Below are 18,547 nucleotides of genomic sequence, written 5' to 3'. Positions count from 1 at the left end.
CTTCAGCTCACCGGCTCATCTCCCGGACCCGTATGCTTACGCCGACGCATATTGGGCCCATCAAGCTGGACCAACTCACTGCTGGAAACGATGCGGTTGAGGATCGATTCGGCGATCACCGCATCATGCAGCGACTTGTACCAGTCCTCGGGATCGAACTGAGAAGTCACCACCGTGGCGCCACGGTGTTCGCGCCCCGCCAGGATATTGAGCAGTTCGCTCGCGGTCTCCGGGCTAATCGGCGTGGTCAAGAAGTCATCCAGGACCAGAACATCGCAGTCGTGCAGGCTGCCCAGGAACGTCAGCCGTTCGGCATCACCCCGACGATAAACCGCGAGCTTGTTCGCCAGGTCATCAAGTCGGAAGTAGCGAGCCGTGTAGTCGTGCCGGCAGGCCGCGTTGACCAGGGCTTGGGCCAAATACGATTTGCCGACGCTTGATTTGCCCAGGATCACCAGGTTCGTGGTGTGCTCGATCCACTGGCAGGACGCGAGCCGTGCCACGACCTCCCGGTTCAGGCTCCGGTCCGGCAGGTAGTGGATGTCTTCAACACAGGCAGCAGGGTTCGGCGTTTTCGATTCCTTGAGCAGCTTCACCACCCGACGCTGGGCCCGGGCCGCGATCTCCTGATCCAGTGCATGACGGACCTTGCGCGAAAACGTCCATTCGTCATAGGCCGAGTCGTTGGCGATGTCGATGACGCTTTGGCCGAACGCTGTCATCCGCAACCCGGTAAACAGCCCCATGTCATCGTCGGTCAGATGATGATCAAGCATGGTCCTCCTCCTTCGTTTCCTCGGTTGCGGCGGTGCTTCTCAAGGCCTCGAGACTGAACTGCGAGATCCCGCCCAGATGGGCGCTGCTGGTATCCCTGGCACCCGCGGTCACCGGCCCCGCGCCGGACTGCGGCGATGCCGGTGCGCTCACGCCCGGACGCCCGGCGTAGGCCGCCCGCAGGGCGGTGATGCGATGTTTGAGCGCGGTATAACTGACAGGGTTCCGCTCGTCTTGCACGCAGAGGTCATGGCAGGCCTGCTCCAGCAGGGCGCGGTTGTTGCCCTTGCCCAGTGCCAGGATGTTCATGCAGGAGCGGTAGCCCTGCGCTTCGATCTTTTTCCGATCCAGCAACCGAGCCAGCGCCTGAACCGTGTAGGGGCCGACCTTTGTTGCTTGCCGGATGAAATAGGCACGGGTCCAGAGCAGTGAGATGTCCTCATACCCGTGCGGCGCATGTTCGGGATCGGTGACGTAGGAATGACGCTGCGCACCACGCCGGTGCGAAGCAACCACGAGCCCACCGGCAAGCACGGTGACCTGCTCACCCACGATCCGCACGTCCAGGATCTGCCCGGCGAGCTGGTGCGGAACCGAATATTTAACCGTGTCGACCTGCACGTGCCAGTCCCTGGAGACTTTCGCCTTGCGCCAGTAAACCTGCTGCCACGGCTCGGCCGGGAGGCCGATGAGTTCGTGGCGTTCAGCATCCTGGAACCAATCGCGTCGGGAGCGGTTCTCCCCGCGAAAGGGCGTGCGGTCATTGATCATCTCCACCTGTTCGGCCACGGCCTCGTTCAGCTCATCCAGACCCGCGAAACGCCGCCCCTGCAGGTAGTGGATGATCCAATTGGTCGAGACCTTAACCCCCGCCTCGACGTTGCCTTTCTCCTGCGGCTTATACGCGCCGGTCGGGACTGCCGCGGTTTGATAGTACTCAAGGAAGGCCTCATAGGATTGGTTCACATCCCGGGCCTTTTCATACCGGCTGATCTGGTTCGATGCGGTCGAGGCGTTATCGGGAATGACCAGCTGGCTGACACCCTCAAAGTATTCAAAGGCCTTCCGGTGCAGCTGGCACCAGGCGGGAAGCTTCTCATCCAGGGACCCGTAGGCGAAGATCATTCCCGAATACGGTAAGGACGCCACGAAGAGCGAGACCTTCGTGGTTTCCTGGGTGATCGGATCGGTCAGCTGCATCTTGGTGCCGGCCCAGTCGACCTGCATCGTGTGTCCGGGTTCGTGGGACAGCGGGCTGGTCAGGTCGTTGACCTTGACGTGCTCGGCAATAATCTGGCAGAACCGCTCATAGCCGTAAAACCGGGCGGAGTCTGTGTGCGCGGTGTCCAGGTAGCGGGCCCACAAGACTTTCAACGGTGGCTTCTTCCGACCGATGCGTGCCTTCACCACGGCCTCGACATTGACGGGGACGAACTCACCGCTCACGGCCTTGCGGCCGTCGTCGAACAGCCGGTCGAGGTCCTCATCGGTGAGCGCGTCGATCTGCTCACGGGTGGTCAGCTTTTGATCGGCAAGGACCCGGCTGGCCTTGGCGATCGTGCGGTGCGAGCAGCCTGCCCTGCCTTGGACCTGTCGGTACGAATGGCCCTGCACCAGCAGGGCCATGATGTGTCTGTAGTCAGCCATTACCGTCAGTCTTCCTTTCACTGTCCCCGACCTGGTGTCGTGGGTGAAAGCAATCCTGACTTTGAACGTCCCGAAGCGCTACCGGTTGCTTACACGCGTGCTACCGGATCGTTACGCACGTGCTACCAAAAGCTCCGTCTAAACACTGTCACGATCGGCCTGTGCTTCCACGCTCTGATGTATGCGGGCCAGCCGGCTATCATGGCCGAAATGTTCCCCACCCGCATGCGCTACTCAGGTGTCTCTCTCGGATACCAGGTCACCTCGATTGTGGCCGGTTCCATGGCGCCGATTATCGCCACCGCTTTGCTTCAGGCCTACAGCTCATGGCTGCCCGTGGCAATCTATGTGGCAGTGGCCTGTGCGGTAACCACGGTCGCAGTGGTGACGTTGAAGGAAACCCGAGGCATTTCCCTGCACGATATTGACGACGCCGACGCACGTAAGCATGGATTGAACACGGCCAGGGTTAGCAATTAAGTCAGTTCACGTTCACAATGAGCACCAACAGGTACCACGTAAGGGAAATGTCATGACCCACCAGGAAACCGAACGCGAAAACCGCTCCTCCCTACAGCCACTCGCAGGCAGGAGGGCGCTGGTGACGGGTGGCGCCAGCGGAATAGGACTGGCCGTTGTGCATGCGCTGGCTTCCCGTGGTGCCCACGTAATCATCGCGGACAAGGACCGCGCGGAGGCCGAGGCGGTAGCAGCGGAGGTCGGTGGTTCGAGCTGGGCGGTTGATCTGCTGGATCCGACCGCAGTCGCGGACGACCGGCTGAAAGTTGCGTTCGACGGAGTGGACATCCTGGTCAACAATGCCGGGATCCAGCACATCAGCCCGATTCAGGACTTTGACCCTGCGGACTTCCGGCGGATTTTGGCACTCATGCTCGAGGTGCCCTTCCTGCTTATCCGTGCGGCCCTGCCCGCAATGTATGCACAAGGATTCGGTCGGATCATCAACGTTTCCTCCGTGCATGGGCTACGCGCTTCGCCCTTCAAATCGGCCTACGTAGCTGCCAAACATGGGCTCGAAGGCCTGTCCAAGGCCACTGCGCTCGAAGGTGGTGAATATGGAGTGACCAGCAATTGTGTCAATCCCGGTTACGTCCGTACAGCGCTAGTGGAAAAGCAACTGGCGGACCAGGCCCGTGTCCATGGCATTGCCGAAGCCGAGGTGCTGGGCAAGATCATGCTCACCGAAAGCGCCATCAAGCGACTGGTTGAACCGGAGGAAGTTGCGTCGCTGGTCGCTTGGCTGGCCAGTGACGAGGCGTCCATGGTGACTGGTTCGAGCTACTCGATAGACGGAGGCTGGTCGGCCCGTTAGCGCGCACTTTCGCCCAACTGAGGCAACGCCTTCGGGCAACAAGGCGGCTGGGGTGCCATGTCATATTCCTTGGCTTGGCACCCCAGCCGCCTTGTTTATTCCTCATGGGCACACACTGGTCTGTCCGCGACCAGTAAGGGCCCATGATTTCGCTGACTGAGGCTGAACATGGCTCCGTCTTCAGGCACGATGCGCACGAATCCGGCACCCATGCCCCAACGGAGCAGGAGCGGTCAAAAACATCGCGCTGCTGGATCCCCGACCGAGCACCCGGGACTGGTGCTCAGTGCTCGTTGCCGTCGTCGCCGCGGTCCCGGCGCTTGAGATAGCGTTCGAACTCCTTGGCAATCGATTCGCCGGTGGCCTCGGGCAGGGTCGACTCGTCCTGGGCCTGTTCCAGCTGCTTTACGTAGGCGGCGATCTCCGCATCGCCTGCAGCCAGTTCGTTGACCCCGCGTTCCCAAGCCAACGCATCCTCGACGAGTTCATGCAGGTCCAGGCGCAACGCCAGCAGCTCCTCAATCCGCTGCACCAGCGCCAGCTGCGCCTTGGGGGAGGGCGCCTGCGCAACATAATGTGGAACGGCTGCCCACAGTGACACGGTGGGCAGCCCCGCCGCATCGGCCGTCTCGGCCACGACGCCCAAAATCCCCGTGGGCCCCTCGTAAGTGGCCGGCTCGGCGCCCAGCTGCTGCTGCAGTGCCTGATCCTCACTGGTCAGACTCGCCTGGATGGGACGCGAATGGGGCACATCGGCCAGCAGCGCACCCACCGCCACTAGTGCCTTCACATTCTCCTGCTCGGCGAGGGTCAGCAGTTCCGCCGTGAAGCCCTTCCAGCGGTAGGTGGGCTCGACGCCTCGCACCAGCAGCAGGTCGATTCCGGTGCCGGGCAAGGCCGCCCGGAAAAAACGAGTGGTTGGCCAGCGGATGACCCGTTTGCCCGACGCGTTGCGGTGGACTCGCGGACGCGAGAACTGGTAGTCGTAGTAGTCGTCCTGACCCAGCACCGCCACCTTCTTGGCCTTCAGCTCGTGCGATAGCATCCGCACCGTGTCACTGGCGGCTTCGCCGGCATCATTCCAGCCCTCGAAGGCCAGGACCATGATCGCCGGACGCGGGCCTCCGGGTTCGGCGTGGGCGCCCACCAGTGCGCTGAGCGTCGTAGGTTCGAAGTTGTTCTGAGTCACCACTTCACCCTATCCGCATCCCCGGGTTCGCGTCTGCGCGGATGCACCATAGAATTGGCCTATGTCCAGCAGTGCTTTTCCCGTGCCCCCGCCCGCCATCGATGTCCGTGCGGCAGGGGTGCAGGCCGTGCTGTGGGATATGGACGGCACACTGCTCGACACCGAACCCTATTGGATGGGCGCCGAAACCGCCCTGGTGCGCGAATTCGGCGGCCAGTGGACCGATGAAGACGCGTACGCCCTAGTCGGCAACGCCTTGCCCGATTCGGCACGCATCCTCCAAACCGCCGGAGTGAGGTTGAGCATCCGAGAGATCATCGACCGCCTCTCCGCCGACGTCTGTGCCGGGGTGAGCCGCGAGGTCATGTGGCGCCCCGGGGCCATCGAACTGCTGCATGAGCTGCGGGCCGCGTCGATCCCGTGCGCCCTGGTCACCATGTCCGAGGGGCCGCTGGCGGCTCTGGTCACCTCGCTTTTGCCCGATGGCCTCTTCCGCTTCCACGTCACCGGGGACCTGGTCTCCCGGGGCAAACCGGATCCCGAACCGTACCTGATGGCCCTCGAATCGATGGGCGCGCTGGTCCGGGACCTGGATCCCCGCCGCGTCGTGGCGATCGAGGATTCGGTCCCCGGCATCCTCTCCGCCTCCGCTTCCGGCGCCACGACCGTTGCCGTACCGCATATGTCCCCGATCGAGCCCTCGGGCGACTGGGTCCTGGTTGATTCCCTAGCTGGATTCCGGCTGGCCGATCTGGACCGCTTGGTCGCGGACCGGATTTCCGGGGCCTTCCCTCCGGCCGCCGTGGTGTCCGGAGCAGGAGCATGAGCGCGCAGCCGGAGACCCGAACAAAGTCCGACGGGATCCCGTTGGGAAGCTTCTTCGGCGTCCCGATCTATCTGGCCTACTCCTGGTTCGTCATTGCAGCCGCCATCGTCCTGCTCTTTGGGCCGGACGTGCAGCGGGCGGTCCCGGGCATCGGCTACGGTGCCTACGCCGTCGCCCTGACCTACGCGATCCTGCTGGCGCTCTCGGTGCTCATCCACGAACTGGCCCACGCGCTCAGCGCCAAGGCATTCGGCTGGCCGGAGGCCAAGATCGTGCTCACCCTCTGGGGCGGGCACACCCAGTTCGGTAGCTTCTACGCGACACCGGGCAAGTCCTTGGTGGTCGCCATGGCCGGACCGGTAGCGAACTTCATCATCGCAGGCGTCGGCTGGCTGGCCCTGCAGGCCGTGCAGCCGGTAGGCGTAACCTACCTGCTCTGGGACATCCTGGTCCTGGCCAACTTCCTGGTGGCGCTGTTCAATGTTCTGCCCGGACTGCCGTTGGACGGTGGCCGGCTGGTCGAATCCCTGGTCTGGAAGGTCACCGGCAGCCAAGACAAGGGCACGGTCGCCGCCGGTTGGGCCGGACGGGTCATCGTCGCCCTGCTGATCGGCATCCTGGTGATCTACCCGCTGACCCAATCCCAACCGCTGAACATGCAGATGATCATCGTGCTGGTGCTCGTCGGCGGGTTCATGTGGGTCGGAGCCAGCCAATCGATCCGCTATGCCAAGATGCGCCTGCGGCTGCCGGACATCAGCGCGCGCACGCTCATGGAACCCGCCACCGCGCTTCCGGCTTCCGCCACCGTCGCGCAGATCATCGAACGGATCTCGATGCGGGGGGGACGGGTGGTGCTCGTTTCCCCCGAGGGCGCCCCCGAGGCGGTCGTCGACGAGGAGTCCCTCGCCCGGGTGCCGGAGCAGCTGCGCGACCTCAGCCCCGGCGTCTCGGTGGCACGGGCCTTCTCGCCCGGAGCCGTGGTGGCGGCAGCGGCATCGGGCCGCTCGCTGATCGACTACCTGGCCACCATCACCGGCGCCGAATACGCGGTGATCGACGAATCCGGACGGATCATCGGGCTCCTGGCCCAGTCCCGCGTCGTCGCGGCGATCACCGGCAAGTACTAACAAGTCACCGGGCCGCCGGATGGGCCCCGCAAAACATCATTTAAACGACCCCTTCATCACATGGAAACGGAAATCACGAACATGAGCAGCACACAGGAACCGATGACCCAGCCACATGGAGCAGCTCCGCGCCGCGGACCGCTCCGTGCCGGGGACCGGGTGCAGCTGACCGACGAGAAGCGCCGGATGAACACCATCACGCTGACCTTGGGCGGCACCTTCCACACGCACAAGGGCCTGCTGGCCCATGATGACCTGATCGGGCAGACCGAGGGCGTCGTCGTGGAGAACACCTCCGGGCACCGCTACCAGGTGTTGCGCCCGCTGCTGAAGGACTTCGTGCTGTCGATGCCCCGCGGTGCCGCTGTGGTCTACCCGAAGGACGCGGCCCAGATCGTCACCATGGGCGACATCTATCCCGGCGCCCGCGTCGTGGAGGCCGGAGTCGGCTCGGGTGCCCTGTCGATCTCGCTGCTGCGCGCCGTCGGCGATGCCGGTACCCTGCACAGCATCGAACGCCGCGAGGAATTCGCCGAGATCGCCCGCGGCAACGTGGAAACCATCTTCGGTGGACCGCACCCGGCCTGGGACATCTCCATCGGCGACTACCAGGATGTCGTCGTGCAGACCGAGGAGCCCGGCTCCGTCGACCGCGTCGTGCTCGACATGCTCGCACCTTGGGAATGCGTCGAGGCCACCGCCACCGTGCTGGCACCGGGTGGCGTCTGGATCAACTACGTCGCCACGGTCACCCAGCTCTCCCGCACCGCGGAGGCCATTCGTGCCGACGGCCGCTTCACCGAGCCCGAGGCCTGGGAATCCATGGTCCGCGGATGGCACCTGGAGGGACTCGCTGTCCGCCCAGACCACCGCATGGTAGCCCACACCGGCTTCCTGATGACCTGCCGCCGCCTGGCCGACGATGCGGTGGGCATCCCGGGCCAGAAGCGCGTGAAGAACACCGAATTCGCCACCGAGGACATCGAGGCCTGGACCAAGGGAAACGACCCGGAACAGTGGAATGGCCCCGGCCTGGGAGAACGCGGCGTATCGGTGCGCAAACTGCGCCGCGCGGCGAAGGACGCCAAGTCGATGAAGCAGCGCGGATCCTTCCGCGATGAGAACGGCAACGGCATGGATCCGGACGACTTCCCGGAGATCGAGTCCGCGGACGACGAGAACTAGCAACGGCGTCCGTCGGATGCAGAAAGGCGCAGGCCCGAAATGGGGCCTGCGCCTTTCTGCATCCGGGCCTCGGTGCCTGCCACAGTGGTCCTGACAGCTGGTAGATGTCCCATGTGCCAGCTGGCAGGACCGCAGAACTTTCAGGTGCCGGATGGGGGGACGACGTGGCCCTGGCTGGACGGTTTCAGAAAACGGGGAACATCCTCCGCAAAAGGCAGCGGGTCGGGGCGCAAGCACCTGATTGTGCCGACGGCTGGTTTGGAGTCGTTGCGCCTGGTTTAGCAGCCAGTGGGGTTGATGTGTTCCCAGTCCGGTGACGAGTGGCACGGGGAGGAGCAAGTCCTTGGGTACCGGATCGTAGCCGGTGACTGCGTTGGCGGCTCGTTCGCGGTTGGCAGTGTTCCAGAGTACGAGGGCGGCAGGAAGGAAATCCAGTGCACTGGAACGGTAGCGGCACTGTGTGAGCCGGATGAGAACGAGCCGGGGCATCATCAGGCAGCTGACCGGCCCCGACATTATTTACGTTTTGACCAATGAAATGGGCACTGGCGTCTAGGCGTGGCGTACTCCATTACCCTCAAGGACGGCCGCATAGCCTTCCTGGTAGGTGGGGTAGGAAAACACGAATCCGGAATCCCGCAGGCGGTTGTTGCGGCACCGTTTGCCGCGGCTCCCCTGGCGGTGAGGGAAACCGTCGGCAACTTCCGGTGCCGGCAGGTCAAGGCTGCGCGCCAAGAATTCTACGACTTCGCGACGATCAACGGGGAGGTCGTCGACTCCGATGTATACGGTCTTTGGCCGGCTCTGCATGGTCGTGAGGTGTACGATGGCTGCTGCTGCATCGTCACGATGGATCCGACTAGTGAATTCCGGCTCAGGCGAGATGCTCGCGATCCTCTGGCGTACGCGATCGATTTCCCGAGTACGTCCTGGGCCATAGAGGCCCCCCAGGCGCAGGATAGTCGCCTGGGGAATCAACTCGAGCAACGTCTCCTCTGCTTCGCGCAGCACGAGTGCCGTCGGTGCGGCGGGTTCGGCCGGAGTCGTCTCGTCGACCCAGGACCCGTCGTCAATACCGTAGACCGCTGTCGATGACACATACAGCACCCGCGGTGGCGCCGCGCAGTCTTGACGGATGGCAGTGACGATTCTCAGAACACTCTCCACGTAGGCCGCCCGATAACCATCTACGCTGCGCTCATCAGGGCTCATGGCAATCACCACGATGGTGGTGTCGGCCGGCAGCGTGGGCACCTCCGTGGACAAATCAATGGACCGTCCTTCGATTTCCGCTGGCAGTTTCTCCGCTGAGCGTCGAAGTCCGATCACCCGGTGTCCCAGGGAATCGAACCGCAGCCCGGTTTCGGTCCCAAGGTCGCCACAACCGGCAATCACAACAGCCATTTCATACTCCTCAGATCATGTTGTTCGCTTCAATTTCCCCGAGAGCCGGTTGCCGGGTAGCGGGGTACGGTACGAGCATACCGAGAAGCCTCGGTGGGATCAGCCTCGGCATGCCACCGGCATATCGGTTTTGGGCGGCCGCCGGTATTTGCCTCGGTTGGAGCTGGCGTTCCTGCACCGTCGGCCCATGTCGTGCCCCCGGCCCGATGACTACTCGGAGGAGGCGAAACGTCTGCCGTGAGCGGAACATGGCTCTGCTTGCAGGATCCAAGGGATACATTTGCCCTATTCACCGAGGAATTCCGTCAGACACATAGGGGCCTGCACATGCTTGAACAAGCTGAACTACTCGCCCGTCGGTTACATGCAAGCCAGACGGACAAGGCAGGACGTCCGTATAGCGAGCATCTCTCCGCGGTAGCCGCTGGAGTCTCGGACGATGGTGGCACGGAGTTCGAGGTGGCCCTCGGCTGGCTCCACGATGCCAAGGAAGACACCTCGGTGAGCGATGAAGCGCTGATCAACATCGTCGGAGTTGAGGGCTTGGCAATCCTCACCGTACTGACCCACGGCAAGGACGAACCGTATACCGACCATCTGAGCCGAGTCGTGCAGCACCCCAGCGCCGTGCGCGTGAAGCTCGCCGATCTACGGCACAATTCGAATCCTGCCCGTCTGGCGCAGTTGCCCCAAGAGCAGCGTGAACGCCTGGAAAAGAAGTACGCAGCGGCCAAGGCCCAGCTCAAAGCCGGAGCGTAGATAGCCATGAGGGAGGCCCGACGATCATTCGATCCTCCCTCATGCAGGGCTGGACACGCGGTCGATCCCCAGATCTGGCCCATGTCAACGAAATGTTGCTCTTGAGCCGGAATCCCGAACGCGTACCAGACGAAGGACTCCTGGTGGCGTGCGCGCTACGTGTATGAATAGATGGCCCCGGCATAGCCGAGGGGCAACCCGCTGCCCGACGCCCAGCTCATCAGCACTTGTATGGTTTCGGCTCTGCTCAGCGTTTGGAGGGCCGTGACGGCTTCGCCCGGCTTGTTCGGTTCGTTGGCAGCGGCTGCGCCCTTGCCAACGCGAAGATTAAGGGCACCGTTGGGAATGCACATGCCAATCTCTACGGTGAATGTACCGTTTTCCATTTGCATGGTCTGCGCATATCTTGTTTCGGGGTCTTTATCTGCAAGGACCAGAAAATCGCCATCGTCGGGAAGATCATTGACGAGCTGTGCCAGGTGGCCGATTCCGGTGAGGTCTTCCCAGTCCGAGCCGACGCCATTTATCGACCAGTACCAGATGAGCGGGCGCTCCGGTTGAGGATCGGCCAACAGGCTGTTCCACGCCACGGCATCGATCCACGTTCCATCTTCAAGTAGCGCGAGATTCCCTAAAGTATCCATGGTCACAGGGTAAGCAGGCCCACCGATGCTTTGGAGCCGGCAGATGCGGTGGCGGAATCTCCCGGGAATACCCACTTCGACCGATACTCGGCCTGCCATCCTCCGCAGCCCTGCAGTCAGCCCAGCCAAGGATGCGGTGGGCATTGCGGGCCAGAAGAACGAGAAGGACACCGAATTCGCCACCCCGGACATTGAAGCACGGGCGAAACGCCCAGACCCCGAACGAGAAACCGCCATAGTCTGGGTGAGAGTGGGGTCTCCACCTGTTTCGGCGTCGGACCCTGGGCAAGGTGAATTTAGAGAGGAGGAATTCCCGTGTGCCAATGGTCCTCTGTCCGCTTTGACTTAAGAAGTTACGGAATGGGCGGCGCCGGCCCCGCAGGTGGCAATCTCGGGGGCCGCGCGTCGTCAAGTGTTGCGCTTCGACCGTTGTCACACCCCACTTGTAGGCGCACAATGAGTCCTGAGACGGTTTCCGGCGACATTCCTGCCGCGGTCCGGGCATTGGCCGGTCCGCACCTTTGAGGCTGGGGGACCGTAGCGATGTTGGCCGGAGACAAGGTCCGGCTCGGCCGATGTCAGCCCATTCCCCGCCCGGGCCAGGTAGCTGGTGATTCCATGCCCACGCCCACGCAGGGGGAACCGGAAGAAGGTTTCACGCCTTCCGGTCGAGGCGCTCCGTCCGGGGACTCTGGTTCCCGGTTTGCCCGGGGCAAGGTTTATGCCGTGACAGTGGCCGCAGCCCTGGGCGGGCTGCTTTTTGGATTCGACACCTCGGTCATCAACGGAGCGGTCAATTCCATCCAATCCACATTTGCGCTTGACTCGTCCGTCCTTGGGCTCACAGTGGCCATCACGCTCCTCGGCTGTGCCACCGGGGCCTGGTTCGCCGGACAATTGGCGGATGTCTGGGGCCGCAGGCCCGTGATGGTGCTCGCGGCGTGCCTTTTTGTGATCAGTTCGATCGGCTCGGGGTTTGCCTTCGCCGTCTGGGACCTGATGGCATGGCGGGTCATTGGTGGACTGGCCATCGGTATCGCCTCGGTCATCGCGCCCGCGTACATTGGCGAGATTGCCCCGGCACGGCTCCGCGGGGCGTTGAGTTCACTGCAGCAGCTGGCGATCACTTTGGGCATCTTCCTGGCATTGCTTTCCGACGCCGGTTTGGCCCGATTTGCCGGCGGAGCCAGCAATGAACTCTGGTGGGGGCTGGACGCATGGCGCTGGATGCTGCTGCTGGGCGTTGTTCCGGCGATTGTCTATGGGGTCCTGTCCCTGCGCATCCCCGAGTCGCCGCAGTTCCTCATCCGGCGCGGCAGAAAGGAAGATGCCCTGGCGGTTATCGCCAATGTAACCGGGGCCGCGGATCCCGAACAACGCTATGCCGAGATCAGTTCGAGCATCGAGGACCAGCGCCGTTCTTCATATCGTGACTTGAGGGGACCGGCCTTCGGCTTGCATCCGATTCTCTGGATCGGCATCGGCATGGCGGCTTTCCAACAGCTCGTGGGGATCAACGCCATTTTCTATTATTCGACGACACTGTGGCAGTCCGTGGGCTTTAGCCAAGAGGATTCCTTCACCACCTCCGTCATCACTGCGACTATCAATGTCCTGCTGACTCTGGTGGCCATCTTCTTCGTCGACCGCGTCGGCCGCAAGAAGCTCCTGCTGGCCGGTTCCGCTGGCATGTTCCTCGGATTGGTAGCGGCTGCCACGGCGTTCGCCCAGGCCAGTGGAACAGGCGACAACATCAGTTTGCCGGAGCCCTGGGGCGCTGTTGCCCTCGTGGGGGCGAACCTCTTCGTCATCTGCTTCGCTGCCACATGGGGACCCGTCATGTGGGTGGTCCTGGGCGAGGTGTTTCCCAACAAGATGCGCGGTGTTGCGTTGGGTGTTGCTACGGCATTCAACTGGATCTTTAATTTCCTGGTCACCCTGCTCTTCCCCATCTTGAGCGCCGCCGTGGGACTTGGTTTTGTCTACGCAGGATTTGCGTTCTTTGCCGCGTTGTCGTTCTGGTTCGTCAAGGCTCTGCTGCCGGAATTCAGCGGCATGGAGCTTGAGGATAAATCAAAGCTCGAGCGGCGGCAGGCGTGATTTCCTTAGGCAAACGTCTCCCCGGAAAAAGGGGCGATGGCAGCTACGTCCCGGTCGGTCACATGACATCCACGCGAAGTTCACACCCTTCCACCATTGCAGGCGGAGTTTCATGGAGTCTATATTTCCGGTAGGTCAATGATTGCTCACACGTTCAACGAGTTGAGGATTCATGTCGGAAAAGCGCCGCGGGCCATCGGAAAAACCTGCTGCATTGAATCACCAGGAAGGCCGCTCCGCGGGACGCCACGCCCTCGCTGTCGTGGTCCCAGACTCCCCGCCACCCCGCATGTGGGTACTGGCGGTACTGGCCTTATCGCAACTGATGATTGTCCTCGATTCGACGGTTGTCACCATTGCCTTGCCGTCGGCGCAGAAGTCCCTGAACTTCACCGATGGAGACCGGCAGTGGGTGGTCACCGCCTACGCGTTGGCCTTTGGAAGCCTGTTGTTGTTCTGCGGTAGGTTGACCGACCTGCTGGGGCGTAGACCAACGTTGATGATCGGCCTCGTGGGTTTTGCGGCCGTCTCGGCTGTGGGCGGAGCCTCGAGCAGCTTCGGCATGCTCGTGGCAGCGCGGGCCGTCCAGGGAGCGTTCGCTGCCCTGCTGGCACCTTCCATCTTGTCGCTCTTGACCACGACGTTCTCCGCCGCCAAGGAACGGGGCCGGGCCTTCGGCGTCTTTGGTGCGGTCGCCGGCGGCGGTGCCGCGCTCGGACTGCTGCTGGGGGGCTTTCTCACCGAATACGTCTCCTGGCGGTGGTGCCTGTTCGTCAACATCATTTTCGCGGTACTGGCACTGACCGGAGCCTCGTTGTTGATCCGGAAGCAAGCGCCGACGGGTGGACAGCATCTGGACATTCCCGGTGTGCTGACTGTTTCCGGTGGTCTGTTTGCGCTGGTCTATGGTTTCTCAAATGCCGTCCAGGGGCGCACCTCCAACTGGGATGATCCCTACACCATAGGTTTTCTGGTCGCCGCAGCGGTGTTGTTAACGGCCTTCGTGCTGATCCAGACCAAGGTCCGGCACCCGCTGCTGCCCTTGCACATCTTGACGAACAGGTACCGCGGTCCGGCTTTCTTGGCCCTATTGCTTGCCGGTGCGGGCATGTTGGGGGCGCTGCTGTTCGTGACGTACTACCTGCAGCAGACACGGGGGTACAGTGCCGTGCAGACGGGCATGGCGTTCCTGCCCATGGTCGGCTGCATGGTGGCGGTCTCGATCACCGGCAACGTCGTGCTGGTGAGGCACGTGAGCCCGAGAATATTGCTGCCCACGGGGCTGATGCTCGGCGCCGTGGCCCTCGTCCTGCTGACCCGCATCGGGGCAGAAAGCAGCTACGTCGGAACCCTGCTCCTTCCCTTGATGCTATTCGGGGTCGGGCTGGGCCTCGCCTTCCCGACCAGCATCAACCTCGCGACGCTCCAGGTGAACCCCCAGGAGGCGGGCGTGGCATCGGCATCGGTGAATACGAGTCAGCAGGTGGGTGGCGCCGTCGGTACTGCACTGCTGAACACGCTAGCCATCCAGGCAGGGATCAGCTAGGCGAACGTGCACGGCCCGTCCGTGAGCGCACCCATCCTGGCCGCCAAGGCAGCGATGTTGGAGGCCGGGGCCGCCATCCACGCCGCTGCTGCCCAAGGTCCGCAGGCGGTGCAAGCTGCCCAGGAAAAATGGGCACCGGCCATGGCGCAAGCCCAGATAGTCCTGCAGCACGCGCAGGCGGCGGTGGATACATTGGCCACGAATACGGCAATTGCCAGCTATGTCGCCGCGTTTTGGTGGGGAGCGGCCCTGTTCGCCGCCGGTTCGGTAGCCACCGTGCTGCTGCTGCGTTCTGCGATCCCAGCGGCACTGAAGTACGGTCCGGGAGCGGACCCGGCCACGGAAAAAATCCCGGATCCCGGAACAGAGGACACCACGGGAGGGAGCGGTCCCGCCGCGAAGTGAGTGCCATGAGCCGGCTGACCATGTGCGCTGGCCACGATGCACTGCGGATCGGCGGCGCGCACGATGCACCGCTTGATGACCGGGCCAAGTGCCCCCACGGCACCCCTGCTGGATAGGATGGGGAGGAAGGCGCCACGCAAACGGCGGCGCGATTAGATCGAGGTGGATCCATGGCCAGCGACGACAACGCAATGCAGGAGCGCAACGAGAGGCTTGAATCCCGGCTGGCGCTCAATGAGCGCCAGCTCAACGTGCTGCGGGAAAAGAACCGCAATCTGGACCGCCAACTTGCCGCCGCCGGGGGAAACAACCAGCGCATGGTCGCCATGCTCGAACGTACCCGCGATGAAATCATCACACTCAAGGCCGCCCTCGAGAAGGACGGCGACACGCCCTTTAGCTACGGCACCATCGTCGGTCTTTCCCCGCGCCACCACCCCGAGCCAGGGCGTGCCATCGCCTCCACCGGCGCTGCCGGTGCCGATGTCATCCAAGGCGGACGCAAGCTGCGCGTGGCCATCTCTCCGCTGCTGGATATCGATAACCTCCAGCTCGGCCAGGAAGTCCTGCTCAACGAGTCCCTGACCATCGTCGCCGGGCTCGGCTTCGAGGCGGCCGGGGAACTCGTATCCGTCAAGGAGGTGCTCGATGACCACCGCGTGGTCGCCGTGGGACGGGCCGACGAGCAGCGGATCGTGCGCTTGGCCGGGGGCCTGCTGCGAGAGACGGTACGCGTCGGCGACTCGTTGTCGCTGGATTCGCGCACCGGGCTTGCCATCGAACGCGTGCACCTTTCCGACATGCAGTCCCTGGTGCTGGAGGAGGTGCCGGACATCGCCTACACCGACATCGGCGGGCTGGGCCCGCAGATCGAACAGATCCGCGATGCCGTCGAGCTGCCCTTCCTGCACCCGGACCTCTACCGCGAACACGGGCTCAAGGCACCCAAGGGCATCCTGCTCTACGGCCCTCCGGGCTGCGGCAAGACGCTGATCGCCAAGGCGGTGGCGCATTCGCTGGCCGAACGCGTGGCCCAGATCCGAGGCACCGACACGGCGCGCAGCTACTTTTTGAACATCAAGGGCCCTGAACTGCTGGACAAGTACGTCGGGGAGACCGAGCGCCACATCCGGCTGATCTTCGCCCGTGCCCGCGAAAAGGCCACCGACGGAAGCCCGGTGGTGGTGTTCTTCGATGAGATGGACTCGCTGTTCCGCACCCGCGGCACCGGTGTCTCCTCCGATGTGGAAACGACCATCGTCCCGCAGCTGCTCTCCGAGATCGACGGCGTCGAACAGCTCGATAACGTCATCGTCATCGGTGCCTCCAACCGCGAGGACATGATCGACCCCGCCATCCTGCGCCCGGGACGGTTGGATGTGAAGATCAAGGTCAAGCGCCCCGATGCCGAGGGTGCGGCGGAAATCTTCGCCAAGTACCTCACCACCGACCTGCCGCTGCACGAGGTGGACCTGGCCGAACACGGTGGCAACGCCCGGGCGACGGTCGATGCGATGATCCGCACCGCCGTGGAGCACATGTACGGAACCGGGCCGGAGAACGAGTTCCTGGAGGTCACCTATGCCAACGGCGAGACGGAGGTGCTCTACTTCAAGGACTTCAACTCCGGTGCGGTCATCCGCAACGTGGTGGACCGGGCCAAGAAATCGGCCATTAAAGAACTGCTGACCACCGGAATGCGCGGATTGCGCATGGAACATCTGCTCACGGCCGTGGTCGATGAGTTCCACGAGCACGAGGACATGCCCAACACCACGAACCCGGACGACTGGGCGCGGATCTCGGGGAAGAAGGGTGAACGGATCACCTACATCCGCACGATCATCCAGGACAAGGAACACCCGGGCTCCGGTCGCAGCCTGTCCACCGCGGAGGCTTCTCCTTCCCACGAGACCGGGCAGTACCTGTGAGCGTTCACCGCGTCGTCGGGCTGGAAACCGAATACGGCGTGCTGGCCCCCTCGACGCCGGGGGCCAGTTCGACGCTGCTATCCGCCCAGGTCGTCAACGCCTACGCCGCGACTATCCGCTCCGGATACGGCCACCTGGCCGGAACCCGCTGGGACTACACCGACGAGACGCCGCTCTCGGACGCGCGCGGTTTCAACCAGCCCCGCGCGCTGGCCCACCCCTCGCAGCTGACCGACGAGCCACGGGAACTGACGGCCGCCGAGATTGCGCTGGCCGGCGGAGATGCCCGGGCGGGGGACACGCTCTACGCCGAGGAGGAGCCTGAGGAGCATGTGCTGATGAACATGGTCCTGGGAAACGGGGCGCGGCTGTATGTTGATCACGCGCACCCCGAATACTCCTCGCCGGAAACCACCAACCCGGCGGATGCGGTGCTCTGGGACCAGGCCGGAGACCGGGTGGTGCTGGCGGCGGCCCGTCGGATCGAGCAGAGCCCCGGCTTCGCTCCGGTGCTTCTCTACAAGAACAACACGGATAACAAGTCGGTGAGCTACGGAGCACACGAAAACTACCTGATGCCGCGCTCGGTGCCGTTTGGCGACATCGCCGCCGGGCTGATTCCGTTCTTCGCCACGCGCCAGGTCTTCTGCGGCTCCGGCCGCGTCGGCCGCGGGAGCATGGGCTCGGCTGCGGGCTTCCAGGTCAGCCAGCGGGCCGACTTCTTCGAGGCCGAGGTCGGGCTGGAAACCACCATCCGCCGCCCGATAGTGAACACGCGCGACGAGCCACACGCTGTCTGGGACAAGTACCGGCGCCTGCACGTGATCATCGGGGACGCGAACATGGGCCAGGTCTCCACCTACCTGCGCACCGGAACCACGGCACTGGTGCTCTCGCTCATCGAGGCCGGCAGCGTCCCGGACCTCGCGCTGCGCCACCCGGTGGCCGCGCTGCAGGCGATCAGCCACGATCCGACGCTGCGCACCACGGTCGAGCTGCTCGACGGGCGCAGGCTCCGTGCCATCGATATCCAGCGCGTATACCTCGAGGCGGCCCGCACCCACTGCGCCGCGACCGGCGCCGATGACCCGATGACCGCCGACGTGCTCGAACGCTGGGGATCCACGCTGGACACGCTCTCGAGTGACGTCTTCGGTGCCGCTTCCTCGGTGGACTGGGTGGCAAAGTACCAACTCATGCAGGGTTACCGAGACCGCCACGGCCTGGGGTGGAATGATGCCCGGATCGGGCTGATGGACCTGCAATGGGCGGACATCCGCCCCGAAAAAGGGCTCTACCACCGGCTGGCCGCCCGCGGAATGATGGAAACCCTGTGGAGCGAGGAGCAGATCGCCCATGCCGTGTCCCATCCCCCGGAGGATACCCGGGCGTACTTCCGCGGCCGCGCGCTGAGCCAGTACCCGGAAGACGTGGTGGCTGCCAGCTGGGATGCCGTGCTTTTCTCGGTACCCGGCCGTGCCGGCGTGCAGCGCGTGGCCACCCTCGAACCGCAGCGCGGCACCCGTGCCCTGGTCGGGGAGTTGTTCGATGCAAGCCACTCGATCTCCGAATTCCTCGAGCGGTTGCGTGCCTAATGCTGGGCCGCGGTGACAAGATGGAAATCAGAAACGATTCAGCGGAGGGTGGCGACGAAGCGCCCGCCACGATAGGAAG

General features: G+C 63.7%; 15 protein-coding genes and 1 pseudogene. 11 read left to right on the top strand and 5 right to left on the bottom strand.

Annotated elements, in window-relative coordinates; genetic code table 11:
- Nucleotides 1-2 precede the first annotated feature (2 nt).
- Nucleotides 3-776: an ATP-binding protein gene (locus E9229_RS16895; protein ID WP_183510337.1), complete on the bottom strand. Its 774-nt coding sequence runs from the start codon at nt 774-776 to the stop codon at nt 3-5.
- Complete coding sequence (gene istA / locus E9229_RS16890; RefSeq protein ID WP_183510647.1) at nt 769-2,421, bottom strand: IS21 family transposase; 1,653 nt, start codon at nt 2,419-2,421, stop codon at nt 769-771. The genes E9229_RS16895 and istA overlap by 8 nt, the downstream gene beginning before the upstream one ends.
- Before the next feature lie 147 nt (nt 2,422-2,568).
- Here istA and E9229_RS16885 point away from each other — a divergent pair.
- Together E9229_RS16885 and E9229_RS16880 are read left to right on the top strand one after the other, a co-directional pair.
- Nucleotides 2,569-2,901, top strand: a pseudogene (locus E9229_RS16885) (MFS transporter); the annotation flags it as partial.
- Nucleotides 2,902-2,953: 52 nt separating this feature from the next.
- Nucleotides 2,954-3,754, top strand: coding sequence for a 3-hydroxybutyrate dehydrogenase (locus E9229_RS16880; protein WP_183512813.1), 801 nt, complete (start codon nt 2,954-2,956; stop codon nt 3,752-3,754).
- A 283-nt stretch (nt 3,755-4,037) separates the two neighbouring features.
- Here E9229_RS16880 and E9229_RS16875 read toward each other — a convergent pair whose 3' ends face one another.
- Nucleotides 4,038-4,943, bottom strand: a complete 906-nt coding sequence (locus tag E9229_RS16875) for a PAC2 family protein (protein WP_407671383.1) — start codon at nt 4,941-4,943, stop codon at nt 4,038-4,040.
- A gap of 61 nt (nt 4,944-5,004) precedes the next feature.
- On the opposite strand from E9229_RS16875, the gene E9229_RS16870 reads away from it, so the two are divergent.
- The 3 genes from E9229_RS16870 to E9229_RS16860 are packed head-to-tail and all read left to right on the top strand — an operon-like array spanning nt 5,005 to nt 8,084.
- Nucleotides 5,005-5,769, top strand: a complete 765-nt coding sequence (locus tag E9229_RS16870; protein WP_183512811.1) for an HAD family hydrolase — start codon at nt 5,005-5,007, stop codon at nt 5,767-5,769.
- A complete protein-coding gene (locus E9229_RS16865; protein WP_183512810.1) occupies nt 5,766-6,899 on the top strand; it encodes a site-2 protease family protein in 1,134 nt (377 codons plus the stop codon). Before E9229_RS16870 ends, E9229_RS16865 begins: the two co-directional genes overlap by 4 nt.
- 60 nt (nt 6,900-6,959) lie before the next feature.
- Complete coding sequence (locus tag E9229_RS16860; RefSeq protein ID WP_183512809.1) at nt 6,960-8,084, top strand: tRNA (adenine-N1)-methyltransferase; 1,125 nt, start codon at nt 6,960-6,962, stop codon at nt 8,082-8,084.
- 552 nt (nt 8,085-8,636) lie between these two features.
- Here the strand turns inward: E9229_RS16860 and E9229_RS16855 are convergent.
- On the bottom strand, nt 8,637-9,488 hold the full coding sequence (locus tag E9229_RS16855; RefSeq protein WP_183512807.1) for an SDR family oxidoreductase: 852 nt from the start codon (nt 9,486-9,488) through the stop codon (nt 8,637-8,639).
- Nucleotides 9,489-9,815: 327 nt separating this feature from the next.
- Here E9229_RS16855 and E9229_RS16850 point away from each other — a divergent pair, with 327 nt between their 5' ends.
- The gene (locus tag E9229_RS16850) at nt 9,816-10,247 is read left to right on the top strand and encodes a phosphohydrolase (protein WP_183512806.1); all 432 of its coding nucleotides are present in this window, start codon (nt 9,816-9,818) and stop codon (nt 10,245-10,247) included.
- A 155-nt stretch (nt 10,248-10,402) separates the two neighbouring features.
- On the opposite strand, the gene E9229_RS16845 is transcribed toward E9229_RS16850, so the two are convergent.
- Nucleotides 10,403-11,062 (bottom strand): hypothetical protein, encoded by a 660-nt coding sequence (locus E9229_RS16845; protein WP_183512804.1) that lies wholly within the window; start codon nt 11,060-11,062, stop codon nt 10,403-10,405.
- Between the two features lie 447 nt (nt 11,063-11,509).
- Between E9229_RS16845 and E9229_RS16840 the strand changes: the two genes are divergently transcribed.
- The 5 genes from E9229_RS16840 to dop all read left to right on the top strand — a co-directional run bounded on the left by E9229_RS16840 (nt 11,510) and on the right by dop (nt 18,468).
- Nucleotides 11,510-12,991, top strand: a complete 1,482-nt coding sequence (locus tag E9229_RS16840; RefSeq protein WP_183512803.1) for a sugar porter family MFS transporter — start codon at nt 11,510-11,512, stop codon at nt 12,989-12,991.
- A gap of 172 nt (nt 12,992-13,163) precedes the next feature.
- Entirely contained in the window at nt 13,164-14,537 is a 1,374-nt protein-coding gene (locus E9229_RS16835) for an MFS transporter (protein ID WP_183512802.1), read from the top strand.
- A gap of 21 nt (nt 14,538-14,558) precedes the next feature.
- Nucleotides 14,559-14,942, top strand: a complete 384-nt coding sequence (locus tag E9229_RS16830) for a hypothetical protein (RefSeq protein WP_183512800.1) — start codon at nt 14,559-14,561, stop codon at nt 14,940-14,942.
- A gap of 170 nt (nt 14,943-15,112) precedes the next feature.
- On the top strand, nt 15,113-16,873 hold the full coding sequence (gene arc / locus E9229_RS16825; RefSeq protein ID WP_183512799.1) for a proteasome ATPase: 1,761 nt from the start codon (nt 15,113-15,115) through the stop codon (nt 16,871-16,873).
- Complete coding sequence (dop, locus tag E9229_RS16820) at nt 16,870-18,468, top strand: depupylase/deamidase Dop (protein ID WP_183512798.1); 1,599 nt, start codon at nt 16,870-16,872, stop codon at nt 18,466-18,468. The genes arc and dop overlap by 4 nt, the downstream gene beginning before the upstream one ends.
- Nucleotides 18,469-18,547 lie beyond the last annotated feature (79 nt).

It is taken from the genome of Paeniglutamicibacter cryotolerans (assembly GCF_014190875.1).
Lineage (GTDB): Bacteria > Actinomycetota > Actinomycetes > Actinomycetales > Micrococcaceae > Paeniglutamicibacter > Paeniglutamicibacter cryotolerans.
Note: the sequence above shows the minus strand (reverse complement) of the source record. Positions and strands in the feature narration are given on the sequence as shown.